13 protein-coding genes and 1 tRNA gene are annotated in these 15,873 nt (G+C 59.5%); 6 read left to right on the top strand and 8 right to left on the bottom strand.

Annotated features, from left to right (window positions below; genetic code table 11):
- Nucleotides 1–40: 40 nt before the first annotated feature.
- The 3 genes from selA to ACA074_RS14355 all read left to right on the top strand — a co-directional run bounded on the left by selA (nucleotide 41) and on the right by ACA074_RS14355 (nucleotide 3,469).
- Nucleotides 41–1,453 (top strand): L-seryl-tRNA(Sec) selenium transferase, encoded by a 1,413-nt coding sequence (gene selA, locus ACA074_RS14365; protein ID WP_497677189.1) that lies wholly within the window; start codon nucleotides 41–43, stop codon nucleotides 1,451–1,453.
- The gene (gene selB, locus ACA074_RS14360) at nucleotides 1,450–3,366 is read left to right on the top strand and encodes a selenocysteine-specific translation elongation factor (protein WP_497679329.1); all 1,917 of its coding nucleotides are present in this window, start codon (nucleotides 1,450–1,452) and stop codon (nucleotides 3,364–3,366) included. Before selA ends, selB begins: the two co-directional genes overlap by 4 nt.
- Nucleotides 3,367–3,373: 7 nt before the next feature.
- A tRNA-Sec gene (locus ACA074_RS14355) sits at nucleotides 3,374–3,469 on the top strand.
- A 29-nt stretch (nucleotides 3,470–3,498) separates the two neighbouring features.
- Here ACA074_RS14355 and ACA074_RS14350 read toward each other — a convergent pair.
- From ACA074_RS14350 to ACA074_RS14340, 3 genes are all read right to left on the bottom strand, one after another.
- A complete protein-coding gene (locus tag ACA074_RS14350; protein ID WP_497677188.1) occupies nucleotides 3,499–5,124 on the bottom strand; it encodes an ATP-dependent nuclease in 1,626 nt (541 codons plus the stop codon).
- Nucleotides 5,125–5,222: 98 nt separating this feature from the next.
- Entirely contained in the window at nucleotides 5,223–6,518 is a 1,296-nt protein-coding gene (locus ACA074_RS14345; RefSeq protein ID WP_497677187.1) for an OprD family porin, read from the bottom strand.
- 240 nt (nucleotides 6,519–6,758) lie between these two features.
- On the bottom strand, nucleotides 6,759–8,462 hold the full coding sequence (locus ACA074_RS14340; protein WP_497677186.1) for an amidase: 1,704 nt from the start codon (nucleotides 8,460–8,462) through the stop codon (nucleotides 6,759–6,761).
- Between the two features lie 397 nt (nucleotides 8,463–8,859).
- Between ACA074_RS14340 and ACA074_RS14335 the strand changes: the two genes are divergently transcribed.
- On the top strand, nucleotides 8,860–9,465 hold the full coding sequence (locus tag ACA074_RS14335; RefSeq protein ID WP_489880445.1) for a nucleotidyltransferase domain-containing protein: 606 nt from the start codon (nucleotides 8,860–8,862) through the stop codon (nucleotides 9,463–9,465).
- On the opposite strand, the gene proP is transcribed toward ACA074_RS14335, so the two are convergent.
- The 5 genes from proP to ACA074_RS14310 all read right to left on the bottom strand — a co-directional run bounded on the left by proP (nucleotide 9,455) and on the right by ACA074_RS14310 (nucleotide 13,669).
- A complete protein-coding gene (gene proP / locus ACA074_RS14330) occupies nucleotides 9,455–10,960 on the bottom strand; it encodes a glycine betaine/L-proline transporter ProP (RefSeq protein ID WP_497677185.1) in 1,506 nt (501 codons plus the stop codon). The two genes, ACA074_RS14335 and proP, sit on opposite strands and share 11 nt — an antisense overlap.
- Before the next feature lie 328 nt (nucleotides 10,961–11,288).
- The gene (locus ACA074_RS14325) at nucleotides 11,289–11,648 is read right to left on the bottom strand and encodes a DUF6124 family protein (protein ID WP_187679832.1); all 360 of its coding nucleotides are present in this window, start codon (nucleotides 11,646–11,648) and stop codon (nucleotides 11,289–11,291) included.
- A gap of 423 nt (nucleotides 11,649–12,071) precedes the next feature.
- Nucleotides 12,072–12,632, bottom strand: a complete 561-nt coding sequence (locus ACA074_RS14320) for a hypothetical protein (protein WP_489880446.1) — start codon at nucleotides 12,630–12,632, stop codon at nucleotides 12,072–12,074.
- A 63-nt stretch (nucleotides 12,633–12,695) separates the two neighbouring features.
- Nucleotides 12,696–13,355, bottom strand: coding sequence for a DUF3313 domain-containing protein (locus tag ACA074_RS14315; RefSeq protein ID WP_497614024.1), 660 nt, complete (start codon nucleotides 13,353–13,355; stop codon nucleotides 12,696–12,698).
- Complete coding sequence (locus ACA074_RS14310) at nucleotides 13,355–13,669, bottom strand: hypothetical protein (protein ID WP_187679835.1); 315 nt, start codon at nucleotides 13,667–13,669, stop codon at nucleotides 13,355–13,357. The genes ACA074_RS14315 and ACA074_RS14310 overlap by 1 nt, the downstream gene beginning before the upstream one ends.
- Nucleotides 13,670–13,833: 164 nt before the next feature.
- Here ACA074_RS14310 and ACA074_RS14305 point away from each other — a divergent pair, with 164 nt between their 5' ends.
- A complete protein-coding gene (locus ACA074_RS14305; protein ID WP_497677184.1) occupies nucleotides 13,834–14,541 on the top strand; it encodes a response regulator in 708 nt (235 codons plus the stop codon).
- The gene (locus tag ACA074_RS14300; RefSeq protein WP_497677183.1) at nucleotides 14,538–15,872 is read left to right on the top strand and encodes an ATP-binding protein; all 1,335 of its coding nucleotides are present in this window, start codon (nucleotides 14,538–14,540) and stop codon (nucleotides 15,870–15,872) included. Before ACA074_RS14305 ends, ACA074_RS14300 begins: the two co-directional genes overlap by 4 nt.
- The last annotated feature ends 1 nt before the right edge of the window (nucleotide 15,873 follow it).

Here is a 15,873-nt window from a genome sequence, read left to right as displayed (position 1 = left end):
ACACTCTGCCCCGACTGTGATCTGTTTTCGGGAGTGGCTGATGTCTTCGAGTGTTGCCCTGCGGTTGCCTTCCATTGATGGTTTGTTGCGTCACCCGGCGTGTCTGCCGCTGGCCGAGCGTCATGGGCGTGAGGCGCTGCTGGCGTGTTTGCGGCAGTTGCTGGATGAACTGCGTTCAGACGTGTTGAACGGGCAATTGTCGGCCGTTGAAATCAGTCCTGAAGTACTTGCGGGTCGAGTCGGCGAACGCTTGGCCCAGCAGCAACGCAGCAACGTGCGCCGAGTGTTCAACCTGACCGGCACGGTGCTGCACACCAATCTCGGTCGCGCCTTGTTGCCGGGCGAAGCCATCGAAGCCGTGCAGATGGCTGCGCGTTATCCGCTCAATCTGGAATTCGATCTGGCCAGCGGCAAGCGCGGCGATCGTGACGATTTGATCGAAGGCTTGATCCGCGAATTGACCGGCGCCGAAGCCGTCACTGTGGTCAACAACAATGCCGCCGCTGTGCTGCTGACACTTAACAGCCTGGGGGCGCGCAAGGAAGGCATTATTTCCCGTGGCGAGCTGATCGAGATCGGCGGCGCCTTCCGCATTCCCGATATCATGGCCCGCGCCGGCGTGCGTCTGCACGAAGTCGGCACCACCAATCGCACCCATGCCCGCGACTACGAAGCGGCGATCAGCCCGCGCAGCGGTTTGATCATGCGCGTGCATGCGAGCAACTACAGCATCGAAGGGTTTACCGCCAGCGTGCCGACAGCAGAGCTGGCTGAGTTGGCCCATCGGCATGGCTTGCCGTTGCTGGAGGATCTGGGCAGCGGCAGTTTGCTCGATCTGACGCGGTGGGGCTTGCCGGCGGAGCCGACGGTGCGGCAGGCGCTGCTGGATGGCGCGGATATCGTCACGTTCAGCGGCGACAAATTGCTCGGCGGGCCGCAGGCTGGATTGATTGTTGGTCGTAAAGAGCTGATCGCGAAGATCAAAAAGAATCCGCTGAAACGCGCGTTAAGGGTCGACAAACTGACCTTGGCGGCGCTGGAAGCGGTGCTCGGTTTGTATCGCGACCCGGATCGTCTCGCCGAGCGCTTGCCCAGTTTGCGCCTGCTGACTCGCCCGCAAGCAGACATCTTCGCCCAGGCCTCTCGTTTGCAACCGGCGATGGCTGAGGTCTTGGGTGAACCTTGGCAGGTCAGTGCAGTTGAGGCCTTGGGCATGATCGGCAGTGGCAGCCAACCAGTGGCGCGGTTGCCGAGTGCGGCGCTGTGTTTACGCCCGCAAGTCTCCAAGCGTTTGCGCGGACGCTTCCTGCTTAATCTGGAAGCCGCGTTGCGTGCGTTGCCAATTCCGGTGCTCGGGCGCATCGATGACGACGCGCTGTGGCTGGATCTGCGCCAACTCGACGATGAGCCAGCGTGGCTGGCGCAGCTGACGCAGTTGCAGGTCGACCAGTGATCGTCGGCACAGCCGGGCACATCGACCACGGCAAGACGTCGCTGCTGCAAGCGCTGACCGGGCAGACCGGCGACCGCCGCCCGCAGGAACGCGAACGCGGCATGACCATCGACCTTGGCTATCTGTATGCCGAACTGCAACCCGGCGCCGGACTAACGGGTTTTATCGACGTGCCGGGTCATGAAAAATTCACCCACAACATGCTTGCCGGGGCGCAGGGCATTGATCTGGTCTTGTTGGTGGTCGCGGCGGATGACGGTGTGATGCCGCAAACCCGCGAGCATCTGGCGATCGTCGAATTGCTCGGCATTCCCCGGGCGTTGGTGGCGATCACCAAGTGCGACCGGGTCGAGGCGGGCAGGGTGGAAGAGGTGCAGCGGCAGGTTCTGGATCTGCTGGAGGCCGGGCGGTTTGCCGAGGCGCCGATAGTACCCGTGTCAAGCGTGAGCGGGCAGGGTGTCGATGAGTTGCGTCAGGTTTTATTGGAAACACAAAGCGCAGTGCAGGCGCGCAGTCGTGAAGGCGGATTTCGGCTGGCCATCGACCGCGCCTTCAGCGTGGCCGGGGCCGGCATCGTGGTCACTGGCACGGCGCTGTCGGGGGTTGTTTCGGTAGAGGACAGGCTGGTTTTGGGGCCTCTGGGTAAAACCGTTCGGGTTCGCGGCCTGCACGCGCAGAATCAGCCGGCCGAGCAGGCGTTCGCCGGGCAACGGGTAGCCTTGAACATCAGTGGCGAGCGTTTGGCGCTGGAACAGATCCATCGCGGCCAATGGCTGCTGAGCGAGTGGCTGCACGCGCCGACGCAACGGATCGACATCGAATTTCACCTGTTGCCGGGCGAGCGCGCCTTTGAACACTTCCACCCGGTGCATCTGCACCTCGGCACGCAAGACGTGATCGCCCGCGTCGCGTTGCTTGAAGGTTCGCGCCTGAACCCCGGCGAGCGCATGTTCGCGCAACTCCTGATCAATGCGCCGGTGCAGGCGGTGAAGGGCGATCGGTTGATCCTGCGGGACTCCAGCGCCCAGCGTACCCTTGGCGGCGGTCAGGTACTCGATCCGTTCGCGCCCGCCCGCCAGCGACGCAGCCCCGAACGACTGGCGCAACTTGAGGCGTTGGCGCGCAGCGAAAGTCTGGAACAGGCACTGCCGGTGTTGCTTGATCACAGCGCTGGCGGCCTCGATCCACAGCGACTCGAGCGCCAGTTCAATAGACTCCGCGCGGATTGGACGTTGCCGAAAAACGTCCGTCTGATCGACACCCGCCAAGGCCCGGTGCTGTTCAATCTCCAGCGCTGGGGGCAGTTGAAGTTCACGCTGCTTGAGCAACTGGCGAGGTTTCATGAACTGGAACCCGACCAGATGGGGCCGGATCGCGATCGTTTACGGCGCTTCAGTGGATTGGCGCTGGAGCGTTCGACGTTCGCCAGCCTGCTGGATGAACTGCGCGAAGCCGGCTCGATCAATGCCAGCGGGCCGTGGCTGCATCTGCCGGAGCATCAGGTGCGCTTGAATGCCGAAGACGAAACCCTGTGGCAGCAACTGCAACCGCTGTTCGAACAGGCCGGATTCGATCCGCCGTGGGTGCGCGACCTAGCCAAAGGTGTTGGCGAGGACGACGCCGTCGTACGTCTGCTGCTGCGCAAACTGGCGCGGTTGGGCTTGATGCACCAAGTGGTGCGTGATCTGTTTATAACTGACGGAGAGTTGCAACGGATGGCCACCATCCTGCTGCAACTGGCCAACGAAAATCCCCAGATCCAGGTGACAACCTTCCGCGATGCGCTAGGCTTGGGACGCAAGCGATCTATCCAGTACCTCGAATACTTCGACCGCCTCGGCCTGACCCGGCGCATCGGCGAAGCCAGACAGATCCGCTCCGACAACGCGCTGGCCAACCCCGGCGCAACTTGAGTTCAAAGGAAGGCAATCGCGCCCGGTGGCGCGGCCGGGCTTCAAACCCGGTTGGGGACGGCATCCGTTCCCGGGCAGGTTCGACTCCGGCTGCCTTCCGCCATTTATTGCGAAAGGCTGCGCCAGCTCAGCTCAGTTGCACCTGCGAATGAAACAGCACAACTCGTCAATGCGCTCGGCAAGGTCAAGAATGCTGTAATCGGGGTCGTACCGGTCAGTTACTTTCGCCGCTACCTTGACTTTACCGGCCACCAGCTTTTTCGGTTTCTTGCTTTTTCTGGCTTTGTTTACTGACTTTTGTGCGGGTTTCCTGACGGTTTTGTATTCCAGGAGATTGGCCCAGATGGATTGAGACACGATGCAGTCCACGTCACGGTGACTGTCTCTGATCACAGCCTCTATATGAGCCGGCGAGATGTAGTTTTCGATTTCCCTGCCCTTGGTGATCCAGGCAACCCCGCCGTTGGACAGGATTTCCTTCATGACACGCACTTTCGTCAGGCGCAGGGTTCCTTGCGCACTTGATCTGTCGCTGTCGATCAGAATCGCCGAGTTTCTATTCAGGGATTGCAGGTCAATGAAATCGTCCGTTGCATCCTCGTGCTCATCTACCGCCGTAAGATGACTTAGTAATCTGCCACCGTAGAACATGATCGAGTAATGCAGGCCTTCAATCAGTGCAGGCTCGCGGCCCTTGAGCCAGTGGTTGAGATAAATCCGATCGGATGGACCTTCCACCCACAAGATGCAATTGGCCTGCAGAATGTCGGACGCGAGATATCCCAGGCGATTGAGGATGTCGCGCAGGTCAGGCTTGCTTTTTATGTGGCTGCCACACGTCTGGAATAGCGTCAGCCTGTCCTTTGCCGCAACGTTGATCACCGTTGCCGAATGGGTGCTGATCAGCAGTTGCTGTTTACGCTTGTCGGCAATTGCAATCAACGAGTCGATGACAAACCTGAGCATCTTCGGATGCAGATGGGTCTCCGGTTCCTCCAGCAGGCAAATTGAATGCTCCGGGCAATTGCGCAGCCACGCGGCCATCAAGGCGTAGGCCTTCCAGCCGGAGGGCAGCCAACTGGCTGGCAACTGATTAGGCATCAGAGGATCATCCTTGATCCAGACCATCAAGCGCCCGTCCTCGCCCAACTGGAAGGTGCCATCATCCAACGGCTTATGGCCAAACCCCCCATTGCGTTCAGTATCGAGGCCGCAAAGGAACGGCTTGCTCCTGTTCAGTTCGGCGACGGCTGCTTCGGTAAACGACTCTTCAAGGGTCATTCCACTGCGGTAATGAATGTTTTCATACGTGAAAAATCGCGGTAACGGAGAAAACAGTGCATGTTTGTGCAGGTCGCCGGACCGCCCCCGAGGTTGTTCAGTGGGCGAAAACAGTACCTGCGAGCAGGCGACGTTCTCGACACCGTCAAGGGTGTCGTCGATCGTAGATCCGGAAAAGAGGTAGGACCAGCAGTCCCCGTTATCAAACTCAACACTGGCGCCGGGCAAAATTTGTCGGGGAGGGTTTTCGCGGGGCAGGGAGGCCAGTACTTCAGGGTGTTTGAGGGCCCTGACCATATCGATGACAGTGGATTTTCCCGAACCGTTTTCCCCAATGAAAATGTTGATGTCGCCCAGCGTGATCGGTTCATTGCGCCACAACGCGAACAGGTGATCCAAGAGATCATCCGCTTCCACCGCCTCATCGGGCGTGTTCAGCGTGCGGATGGCCGACAGCCAGATATTTTTGATTTTCATCGGGTTAACGCGCGTCCTGACTCAGTGCTTATTTGCGGGGCCGAAGATTAAAAGAAGCAATGGCACTTGGCTAGCAATCAAACGGAGGCAGGCTGTTTCTAGAATCCCAACGGGTACTGAATCACTACATAAATCCGGTCAATGTCATCCCCCGCCTGCGCTTCATTGGCCCGGTGCGAAACATGTGAAACTTGCACCGACAAGTCCTTCGCGGCACCCGACTGGACGATGTACTTCAAATCAATGTCGCGCTCCCAATGCTTGCCACCATCACCTTGCTGCGGCTGATATTCATCGCTTTCAGCATCGAACGGGTTGTACGCGCCGCCTCTGGGAGCGTGTGTGCCGTCGATGTGGCTGCCGGAAACGTAGCGGGTCATGAAGTTGAGGCCGGGGATGCCGAACGCGCCCAGGTCAAGGTCGTAGCGTGCCTGCCAGGAACGTTCACCGGCACCGTTGAAGTCAGCGTATTTGATCGAGTTGGCGAGGTAGATCGAATCGCCGCCGACGAAATCGAACGGTGTGTCGCCATTGATCCGCTGCCAGCCGAACATCACGGCGTGTGGGCCGAAGGTGTATTTGCCGGACAGGCTGAATGCCGTGTTGTCGATTTCACCGGCCAGCGCCTTGCCTGTGTCGCGGGTGTGATAGAGGTTGGCGTCGAGGAACACGCCCGACTGCTTGAAGTGCAGATTGCCGTAGTACTGATGCCAAGTGTCCGTCAATTCAGACGCGTACAGCGCACCGCCCAACGGGTTGTCGCCGAACAGGTCTGCGCCGAGAAAGCTGATGGAGCCGTGTTCGGTGTTGGCACCGTAGCCGTAAAAATCGCCTTTGCCGGAAGAACTGTCCTGATTCTTGAACGCGGTGAAATGCCCGGCCTGCAGATTGACGTTGTCGATTTCCCGGCTGTTGAGCAGAAAACCCGTGGCGTACTCCGGTTGCAGACGTTTGTCGGAGGTGTCGAAGACCGGCGTTTCCACGGTCATTTCGCCGAACGCCAGGGTGGTGCGTGATGCCTTCAATTTGAGGGCGCCACCGGCGCTGGAATAGTTGTTTTCGCTGCGACCATCACTGTCGACCGGCAGTAATCCAGTACCGGAGTGGCCTCTGCCGCCGTCCAGTTTCAGGCCGGTAAAAGCATGTGCGTCGATGCCAAACCCGACCGTCCCGGGTGTGAATCCAGATGAGAAAGTACCGATAAACCCTTGTGCCCATTCCTGTTTGTAGTTCTTGCCGGCGGGTGAGGGTGAGCGGTAGTCGTTGCTCAGATAGAAGTTGCGAAGGAGCACTTCAGACTTGGCATCGTCGAAAAAACCGCTCGCGGTAGCCGATTCGGTCAGCCCGCACAGCAGCAATAAGACGGTGATTCGCGATGGCGAGAAATCGATCATGGTCTGTGGCCAGCAATAAAGAATGTGGCACTGATGATCAAGGGATTGTGGGGGTGGAGATTGAGCGAGTGTGCTCAGTTGTTATGAGAACAAGCACGCAGGCATCCAGGGCGTGCTCACAATGATGACAGCACACAAAAACCTGTAGGAGCTGCGGCACGCTGCGATCTTTTGATCCTGATCTCTAAAATCAAAATCAAAAGATCGCAGCGTGCCGCAGCTCCTACAGAGATATCGGCGTTATGACAACGGTGGCGTGCGTGGCGGGATCATGCGTTTGCTGCCCGTCGATTCAAACGCCGCTGCCAGGCGCAGCAGGCTCGAATCGTCGTAGGCCCGGCCGGCGAAAGTCAGGCCGACCGGCATGCCGATATCGGCCATCACGCCCATCGGCACGGTGACGGTCGGTACGCCGAGGTGGCGAATGGCGAGGTTGCCGTTGGCCACCCAGATGCCATTGCTCCAGGCAATGTCTGCCGATGCCGGGTTGACGTCCGCATCTGCCGGGCCGACGTCGGCGACGGTCGGGAACAGCACGGCGTCTAGGCCGAGTTTGTCCATCCAGTCTTCGAGGTCGATGCGACGGGTTTGCTCCAGACCGCGCAGGCCATCGGGCACGGTGGAGATTTCATTCCAAGGCGTGATGCCGCGCTCGGCCATGCGCACGTATTCGTCCATGCCGGCAACGAGATCGCCCTCACGGTTGGGCAGGGTGCCCGGTTCGTGCGGGAAGATTTTCGGCCCGTCGACGTCCACCAGACGATTGAGTTTCGGATCACCGTTGGCTTGCAGGAAGTCGTCGAACGCCCATGCGGTCAGATCCCAAAGTTCGTGGTGGAGGAACTCTTTCGAGACCAGTCCACGGGTGAACACGGTCGGCGCACCGGGACGGTCGCCTTCACAGTTGGAGACCAGCGGGAAGTCGGTTTCGATGACTTCGGCGCCGGCGGCTTCGAGGGCCTGACGCGCCTGTTTCCAAAGGTCGATTACCGAAGCGCGGGTGTTGATGCGCTGGCCGGTCGGGCCGCCGATACCCGGTGCTTCGCTGGTGCCAGCCTCAGGGTCGGCGTTGATGAACATGCGCGGCACGGCGAAGCGCTTGCCGGCCAGCGCTTTGGCGTCGGCAGCCAGTTCGGCGTAAGCGGCGGGGCGCACGGAGCTGACGCTGGGGACCGGCACCCAGGGTTGCAGACGCCACAGATCACCACGGGTGTCCGGGTCTTCGGCGACAACGATGTCGAGCACTTCCAGCAGGTCGGCCATGGTGCGGGCGTAGGGCACCACGACGTCCATGGTCGGGGTCAACGGCCAGTTACCGCGCACCGAGATCACTCCGCGCGAAGGCGTGTAGGCGCACAAACCATTGTTCGACGCAGGGCCGCGACCGCTGGACCAGGTTTCTTCCGCCAGACCAAACGCAGCAAAACTGGCGGCTGTGGCAGTGCCGGCGCCATTGGACGAACCGGAAGCGAATGGAGCCGTGAGGTAATCGGCGTTATACGGGCTCTCGGCGCGGCCATAAACCCCGCGCTGCATCCCGCCATTGGCCATCGGCGGCATGTTGGTCTTGCCCAGGCAAATCGCCCCGGCACCACGCAGGCGCTCGATGGTGAAGGCGTCGCGATAGGCGACCAGATCGACGAAGGCCGGGCTGCCAGACGCTGCGGTCAGGCCCTTGACCAGATAACTGTCCTTGGCGGTATAAGGAATGCCATCGAGAGGGCTGAGCGTTTCGCCTTTGGCGCGGCGGGCGTCGGAGGCTTGCGCTTCGTTCAGCGCTTCGGGATTGCGCACCACAACAGCGTTCAGCGCAGTCGGGGTGTCGGCGCCATCGTAGGCATCAATACGGGCCAGGTAGGCCTGCACCAATTCAACCGAGGTGGTCTGGCCGGATTCAAGCGCAGCGCGCAGGTCGGCGATGGAAACTTCGGTGACTTCGATCATGCGGTCACCGCCGTTTGCAGTTGAGCGTTGGAAAAGATGGTCATAGCGGTTCTCGTGGCACGGCTTTAAGCGACAAGGTTAAGACTGGCGTCTATTTAACACCAAGCCGGGCGCGGAGTAATCGGTGGGATTGATCGGCCACCGATTTTCTCGTGGGTCGGCCCCTTCGCGAGCACCACATCATTCAAGCTACAAAACACCATACCAGTCGATATTGACGTGGCGGCGACGTTGTTCAATCAATATGCGTTTATTCGCTTGGCGCCTGAGGCGACGTGGGACAGAGAGGCGCATGCCCGGCACATGCGCAGTGTTTTGGCCTTAATCTGCCACGGCATTTTGAGTAGCGCCGAGTAATCGAACGTTGAGATTTGAAACCATCCAAGGAGCAGGTCACATGACCATACCGGATCAGGAAGCATGGAATGCGTGGACACCCGATGAGTTATCGCAGCGACTGAAACAGGTCTCACGTCCTTGGTCGGTGGTGGGTGGCTGGGCGATTGACTTGTGGTTGGGGCGCCAGACCCGGGCTCACGGTGATCTGGAATTCACCGTCCTGCGTGATGATTTTTCCCGCTTCAGGCAAGCGTTGGAGGCTCTTCAGTTCTACACCGTCAGGGACGGAACTCTGGAATTTCTGCCGGCAGATCGTATGCCCGGCGAGGAGGTTTTTCAGGTTTGGGGATTTGATACCGTGGCCAATGCCTGGCGAGTGGACGTGATGCTTGAATCCGGTACTTCGGACACTTGGGTCTATAAAAGAGATGCCTCGATTGTCTACCCACGTACCGAAATGGTTGGCCTGAGTGCCGCAGGGATTCCTTATTTAAAACCTGCGGCAATCTTGCTGTTCAAGGCCAAATACACCCGACCCAAAGATCAGATCGACTTCAGCCAGGCATTGCCGAACTTGTCCTTCGAAGACCGGCAATGGCTGTCTCGACACCTGGCGCTACTGCACCCGGATCACCCGTGGATTAACGATTGTCTTACTCGTTAATCCGCGGATGCTGCTGCACCAGATTCTTGCGCTTGGCCTCCAACTCGGCGATCTCGGCGTCGATGTCTTCGATCTTCTGCTCGATGTTGTCGTGATGTTCCTGCAGCAGCTCCTTCGCTTCCTCAAGATCGGAAGCCGCCGGAGCCGCGCCGCGCAGTGGTTTGTTCGCGGTTTCTTTCATGGTCACGCCAGTGACCAGGCCGACCACGGCAATCACCATCAGGTAATACGCCGGCATGTACAGGTCGTTGGTGCTTTCCACCAGCCAGGCCACGACGGTCGGGGTCAGACCCGCGATCAGTACCGAAACGTTGAAAGCTGCCGCCAGCGCGCTGTAGCGAATGTGGGTGGGGAACATCGCCGGCAGGGTCGAGGCCATCACGCCGATGAAGAAGTTCAGCAGCACCGCCAGCATCAGCAGGCCGGCGAAAATCAGGCCGATCTTGCCGCTGTTGATCAGCATGAACGCCGGAATGGCCAGGATGAACAGGCCGATACTGCCGACGACGATGAAAGGCTTGCGGCCGATCTTGTCGCTGACAAAGCCAATCAGCGGCTGCACAAACAACATACCGACCATGATCGCGATGATGATCAGCACGCCACGGTTTTCGCTGTAGTGGAGGTTGTGCGACAGATAACTCGGCATGTAGGTGAGCAGCATGTAGTAGGTGACGTTGGTCACGGCCACCACGCAAATGCAGGTCATCAGGCTGCGCCAGTGTTTGGTGGCGACTTCCTTGAACGACACTTTCGGGCCGCCGGCCAGACCTTCGCGATCGCCTTGTTCGAGTTGTTCCACGTGCTGCTGGAAAGCCGGGGTTTCTTCGAGGGCGTGACGCAAATACAGGCCGATCATGCCCAGCGGCAGGGCGAGGAAGAACGGCAGACGCCAGCCCCATTCCTCGAATTTGGCTTCGCCCAGCGTCGTGGAAATCAGCACCACGACACCGGCACCCAGCACGAAACCGGCAATCGAGCCGAAATCCAGCCAACTGCCAAGGAATCCGCGTTTGCGATCCGGTGCATATTCGGCGACGAAGATCGAGGCGCCGGTGTATTCGCCGCCGACCGAGAAGCCTTGGGCCATTTTCGCCAGCAACAACAGGATCGGCGCCCAGATGCCAATCGAGGCATAGGACGGAATCAAGCCGATGGCGAAGGTGCTCAGCGACATGATGACGATGGTCGCGGCGAGGACTTTCTGCCGCCCGTATTTGTCACCCAATGCACCGAAGAACAGTCCGCCCAAAGGCCGGATCAGGAAGGGCACGGAGAACGTCGCCAATGCGGCGATCATTTGCGTGCCGGGATCTGCACCGGGGAAAAACACCTTGCCGAGGACATAGGCAACAAAGCCGTAGACCCCAAAGTCGAACCATTCCATGGCATTGCCGAGCGCCGCCGCCGTGATGGCTTTGCGCATCTTCGCGTCGTCGACGATGGTGATGTCTTTCAGGCCGATCGGTTTAACGCTGTTTTTACGTGATTTCATCCGGGTTTTCTCTGTTGCTGATCCATTTGCCGCTTCGATGCCAGCTCTTTGATGGCGCGTGCTCTTTGGCTCAGATACATGCGGACACGAAATAATTCACCGCTAACTGCTTTTTTCCCTACCGGAACTGCCGAAAACGACAAAACCCGCCGTCCCGATTGAACGGGGCGGTGGTTTTTTATGCCTGAAGACATGTGTTGCCGGTGAGACCGCTTTCGCGAGCAGGCTCGCTCCCACATTGGAGCGCGGTCAACGGTGGGAGCGAGCCTGCTCGTGAAGGGGCCGGAGTTGACACCGAAAGGCTCAGCCCCTGTTCACCACATCGAGGTCAGCCCGGCAACTCCAGATTATCCAGCACCCGATTCACCGCCAGTTCTCCCAACATGATCAGTTGCGCAATGCCCTGCAGCGTCCTGCGCTGCGACGCGGGTACGAGATGGGCAAAGTCATTGGCGATGGTTCTTGCCGAAGCCAGAGTTCCGCAGGCATCGGCTAGCAACTCCTCGTTTTTGAAGTCCGCGGTCACGGCGTACATCCTGCGGGTTTTACGTGGCGGCGGCGTGGAACCGGGTGGGCAGAGGTAGTGATCGAGCGCGCGGTCGGCGGCTTCGTTGAGCTTTTTCGAATCGAGGGATTCGTAGGGGGAAGTGGGGTCGGTTTCGGGCGGGTTAGGTGTTGGTTTGATCATGGTGAAGCTCCTTGAGAAAAATGGAGCCGTCAGCTATCGCTGCTAAACGAAGAGGTGGCGGCTGTACGCGGGTTAGCAGACCAGGCTCAAGGATCCCGGCGCACCGAAGTGCCCCACGCAAAGCCGCCATAACGTAATAGCGGAACCTGCGTGCCTTGAGAATTGCCGGGCTGCTAAACCCGATCACTGAGAAATCAGCGACGGCTCAACAATAGGCCCCACCCCCAAGGCGCACAAGCCGGCGGATTCTGGCGGAGCTGTAGGCAATTACGCAAGGTTTTGTAGCCTCGGACACGTGTCTGGAGGTGTCTTTTAAACGTGGCAGTTTAGATCAAAAGATCGCAGCCTTCGGCAGCTCCTACATAGGCCGGTGTAGGAGCTGCCGAAGGCTGCGATCTTTTGATCTGTCTTCTGAAACAACGCCTAATTCGTCAGAGAAACGACGATGTCCAGCGCACAGATCGGCAGGTAAATCAGGGTAATGGTCGTATAAGTCTTGCGTGATTTCGCCGCGAAGGCGCAGAGCGGAAGAATGATCATCAACACATCCAACACCCCCCACAGCGCAATCGGTGAGGCTTGAAACAGGAAGACATTGACGATCAGCCCGAGCAACAGATAAGTCGACAACGAGAGCAGGGCGTAGCGACCATCCTGCTCGAAATAGACCCGCAGGCCGTTCTGCTCATCCTCACTGCGGCTCGGCAGCAACAGCGCCGACGAGACAAACAACGACAGCGCCAATACCACCAGTAACAAAAACTCCGCGAACGAAAACGTCGACTTGATCTGCGGCAGTGAATTGACCGCCCACCAAAAGTCCAGTTGGGTGGCGAACAACGTAATGGCCCAGACCAACGCCACCCAATCCGGCGCCGCCGCCCGGCGGATACGAAACACCGTCAACGCGCCAAGCAGCAGCCGAGTGACGGACAGCCCCAGAATCATCGAGAGAACCGTTGCAACGATAGGGAAGTTGCTCATCATCAGTCGTGGCCCGTGTTATGCAGATAGCTGCACATCACGGTAGACGAGAAAACGGGCGCACTAACGCCCAATTGCCAAATACGATTGCCCCAAATCGCTGGCCCAACCCTCCAGCACCACCTTCACGTCATCGGCCGTCAGCACCTGTTTGTCGTTCTCCAGCGGCATGCCGGTGCCCTTGCGCACGACCTCTGCGACGACTTCCCCGGTCGAGCCGTCCTCGAACGACACTTCCGTGAAAATTTCACTGTCCTGATCGCGGATGCCGACGGCGGTGCTTACCCCGGCCGCGACCAGCGTGACCGGCAGCCATTCATAAAACCGCAAGCCTTGGGTGCTGGCACTGACCCGGGTGATAGCCGGCCTGACGATCAGCGTATTCGGACCGGGTGTTGACACCAGTTGCAGCACCTTGCCCAATTCGTGCCTGAGGGCCGCATCGTAATAGTCAGTCACACCGGAGAGCGTGCTCATTGGAATCCGGGCGGTCGGCTCTACGCTGGGGTAAAACTGGCTTGGTGCAAGATAGGCCTGGGTGTAACGCGCCCTGGCCAATGCCGGGCTGACCCAGACCATTACATCCTGTCCCGACGGCGACTTGTGCTCCTTCAATACGCTGTAGTCGTGCAGAAACCCGGTATGTTCGACCTTTTGGCTGCTGCAAGCCGACAGACTCAGGGACGCCGTACACAACACCGTCATCAGGCAATGGCTTCTCATCAATGGGATTCCTTGTGCTTTGGCGGGGTGTCTTGCGAACACTCGATGTGCAACTGGCCGTGGCTCATGATCCAGTGGATGAGCTCGGCGGTCGGAATCGAATGGGCGTACTCGACCCATTGCGCGTTGGCCGGGCTGTACTGTTCGAAATAGCGGCGCAGGACGATGCGGCTCTGATCGCTGGCCAGCCCGAGGCAGAACTCTTGAAAGAGGATCGGCGTATCCTCCGTGGGCGCCGTGGTGCGTTGGCTGAGGATCAACGGATACTTGGCGTTATGGCCGTCGGCGGTGTAGCGGCTATGTAAAACCTTCATGAAAAGCCCCCTGAGTTGGAATGCGTGCAGGGTGCCCCAGGGATTTTGCCGGACGATGTCCGGTTGATGTCCGTGGTGAAGGAATGTTGCTCGATTGAAATAAATGACCTGAGCGTCGGAATGGTTTTAGATGCGCTCTTTTCTGGTCTGAGGAGCCTGTGACCGTGAGCAGACTGCTGTTCGTTGACGACGATGTGGAAATTCTCTCCTTGCTGAAGAAGTTCTTCGTCCAGCACGCCTACGAAGTCGACGTCGCCGCCGATGGCGAGGCGATGTGGGCGGCAATCGCGCGGCAGCGCCCGGACACGATCATTCTTGACGTGATGATGCCCGGTGAAGGTGGGCTGAGCCTGTGCCAGAAAGTGCGTGCGCAGATGGGCATTCCGATCATCATGCTGACGGCGATGGCCGAGCTGAGTGATCGCATTGTCGGTCTGGAACTCGGCGCGGACGACTACCTGACCAAACCGTTCGCGCCTCAGGAATTACTGGCCCGCGTGCGCGCCTTGCAGCGGCGTGCCGGTGAACAGAAGACGCCGCTCGAACCGTCAAGGCCGGTGATCGCCTTCGCCGGTTGGCATCTGGATATCACCTGCCGCGAATTGCGCTCCCCGGAAAACGTGATGATCCCGTTGTCCGGCGGCGAGTTCGATTTGCTGGTGGTGTTTCTTGATCATCCGCAGCGCATCCTTACCCGTGAGCAACTGATCGACTTGACCCACGGCCAGGGTCACGACGCTTTCGACCGCAGCATCGACGTGCAGGTCAGCCGGTTGCGGCGCAAGATTGAGCCGGACTGCAAGCGGCCGGACTTGATCAGAACCGTGCGCAACGGCGGCTATATGTTCAGCGCCAAGGTCACGCGGTCATGATCCATCGATTCCTGCGCCGCGACCCGCTGAGTCGGCGGATCGCGCTGACCATTGTCGCGGCCATGCTTGCGTCGCTGGCGCTCAATTTCCTGTTCGTGGAGGTTGCGGGAACCTGGGCTCGACCGCCAATTGAACGCACCGGGTTGCTGGAGCAGATTGCCGCTACCGTCAAGGTGATCGAGGCCGCACCGGCACCGTTGCGCACGCAGCTGGCGCAAGCGGCAAACGGCCTGACACAGGAGGTGATGTGGAGTTCGCAACGCGACGAACTCGGCTTGCCCCCGGGAGGTAAGCCGCTCATGGCAGACAAGACATCGGTGTTGCATCAGTTGTTGGGCGATGATCGACAGATTCGGGTGTTCAACCCCGCTGACTGGCCGAGCGGCAGTCAGCAGGGCCGATATGCGGCGCTGATTCAACTGCCGGATGCCAGCTGGTTGTTATTCTCTTCGCGAGAGCGCTCCTGGGGACTGGACATCGGCACACGCATCGCGATCATCATCGCCCTGGGCCTGATCGCCACGGTGCTGGTGGCCTGGCTTGCCACACGCCAACTGGCCAAACCTCTGCAGCGTTTCGCCAGCGCCGCCCGACGCTTTGGCGGCGACCTGCGCGCACCGCCGATCAAGATTGAAGGCCCGGACGAGATTCGTCAGGCGATCATCGCCTTCAACACCATGCAGGCGCAGATCCAGCACTACATCGGCGAACGCACGCACATGCTCGCATCCATTTCCCACGACCTGCGCGCGCCGCTGACCCGCATGCGCCTGCGCAGTGAGTTCATGGAAGACCTCGATCATCAGGGCAAACTGATTCGCGACATCGAAGAGATGCAATCGATGATCAACGCCGCGTTGGCGTTTTTTCGCGAAGACACTCACCGCGAGCAAACTACCGCGTTCGACCTGTCCGAGCTGCTGCAAACTATCGTTGACGACTACCGCGACCAACACATCGGCGTCGACTTCAACGGCCCCGCGCATCTGGTGTACAAAGGCCGCCCGCTGGGTATCAAGCGGGTGATCGTCAACTTGCTGGAAAACGCGGTGAAGTATGCACACAACCCGCGCGTCGCCTTGAGCCGCACTGATTACTCGATACGCATCGAAGTCAACGATGAGGGGCCGGGTATTCCTGAAGAGGCGCTGGAGCAAGTGTTCGACCCGTTTTTCCGCCTCGAAGCCTCACGCAACCGCGACACCGGCGGGGTCGGCCTCGGACTGTCGGCGGCGCGGGCCATCGTGCGTGAGCAGGGTGGCGAGTTGACGCTGAGTAATCGCGAGGGGACAGGGCTGGTGGCAAGGGTGGAACTACCCTTTATCCGTTAGG

It is taken from the genome of Pseudomonas sp. LBUM1655 (genome assembly GCF_059716085.1).
The sequence above is the reverse complement of the archived record's forward strand: the minus strand, read 5'-3'. Positions and strand labels throughout refer to the sequence as shown.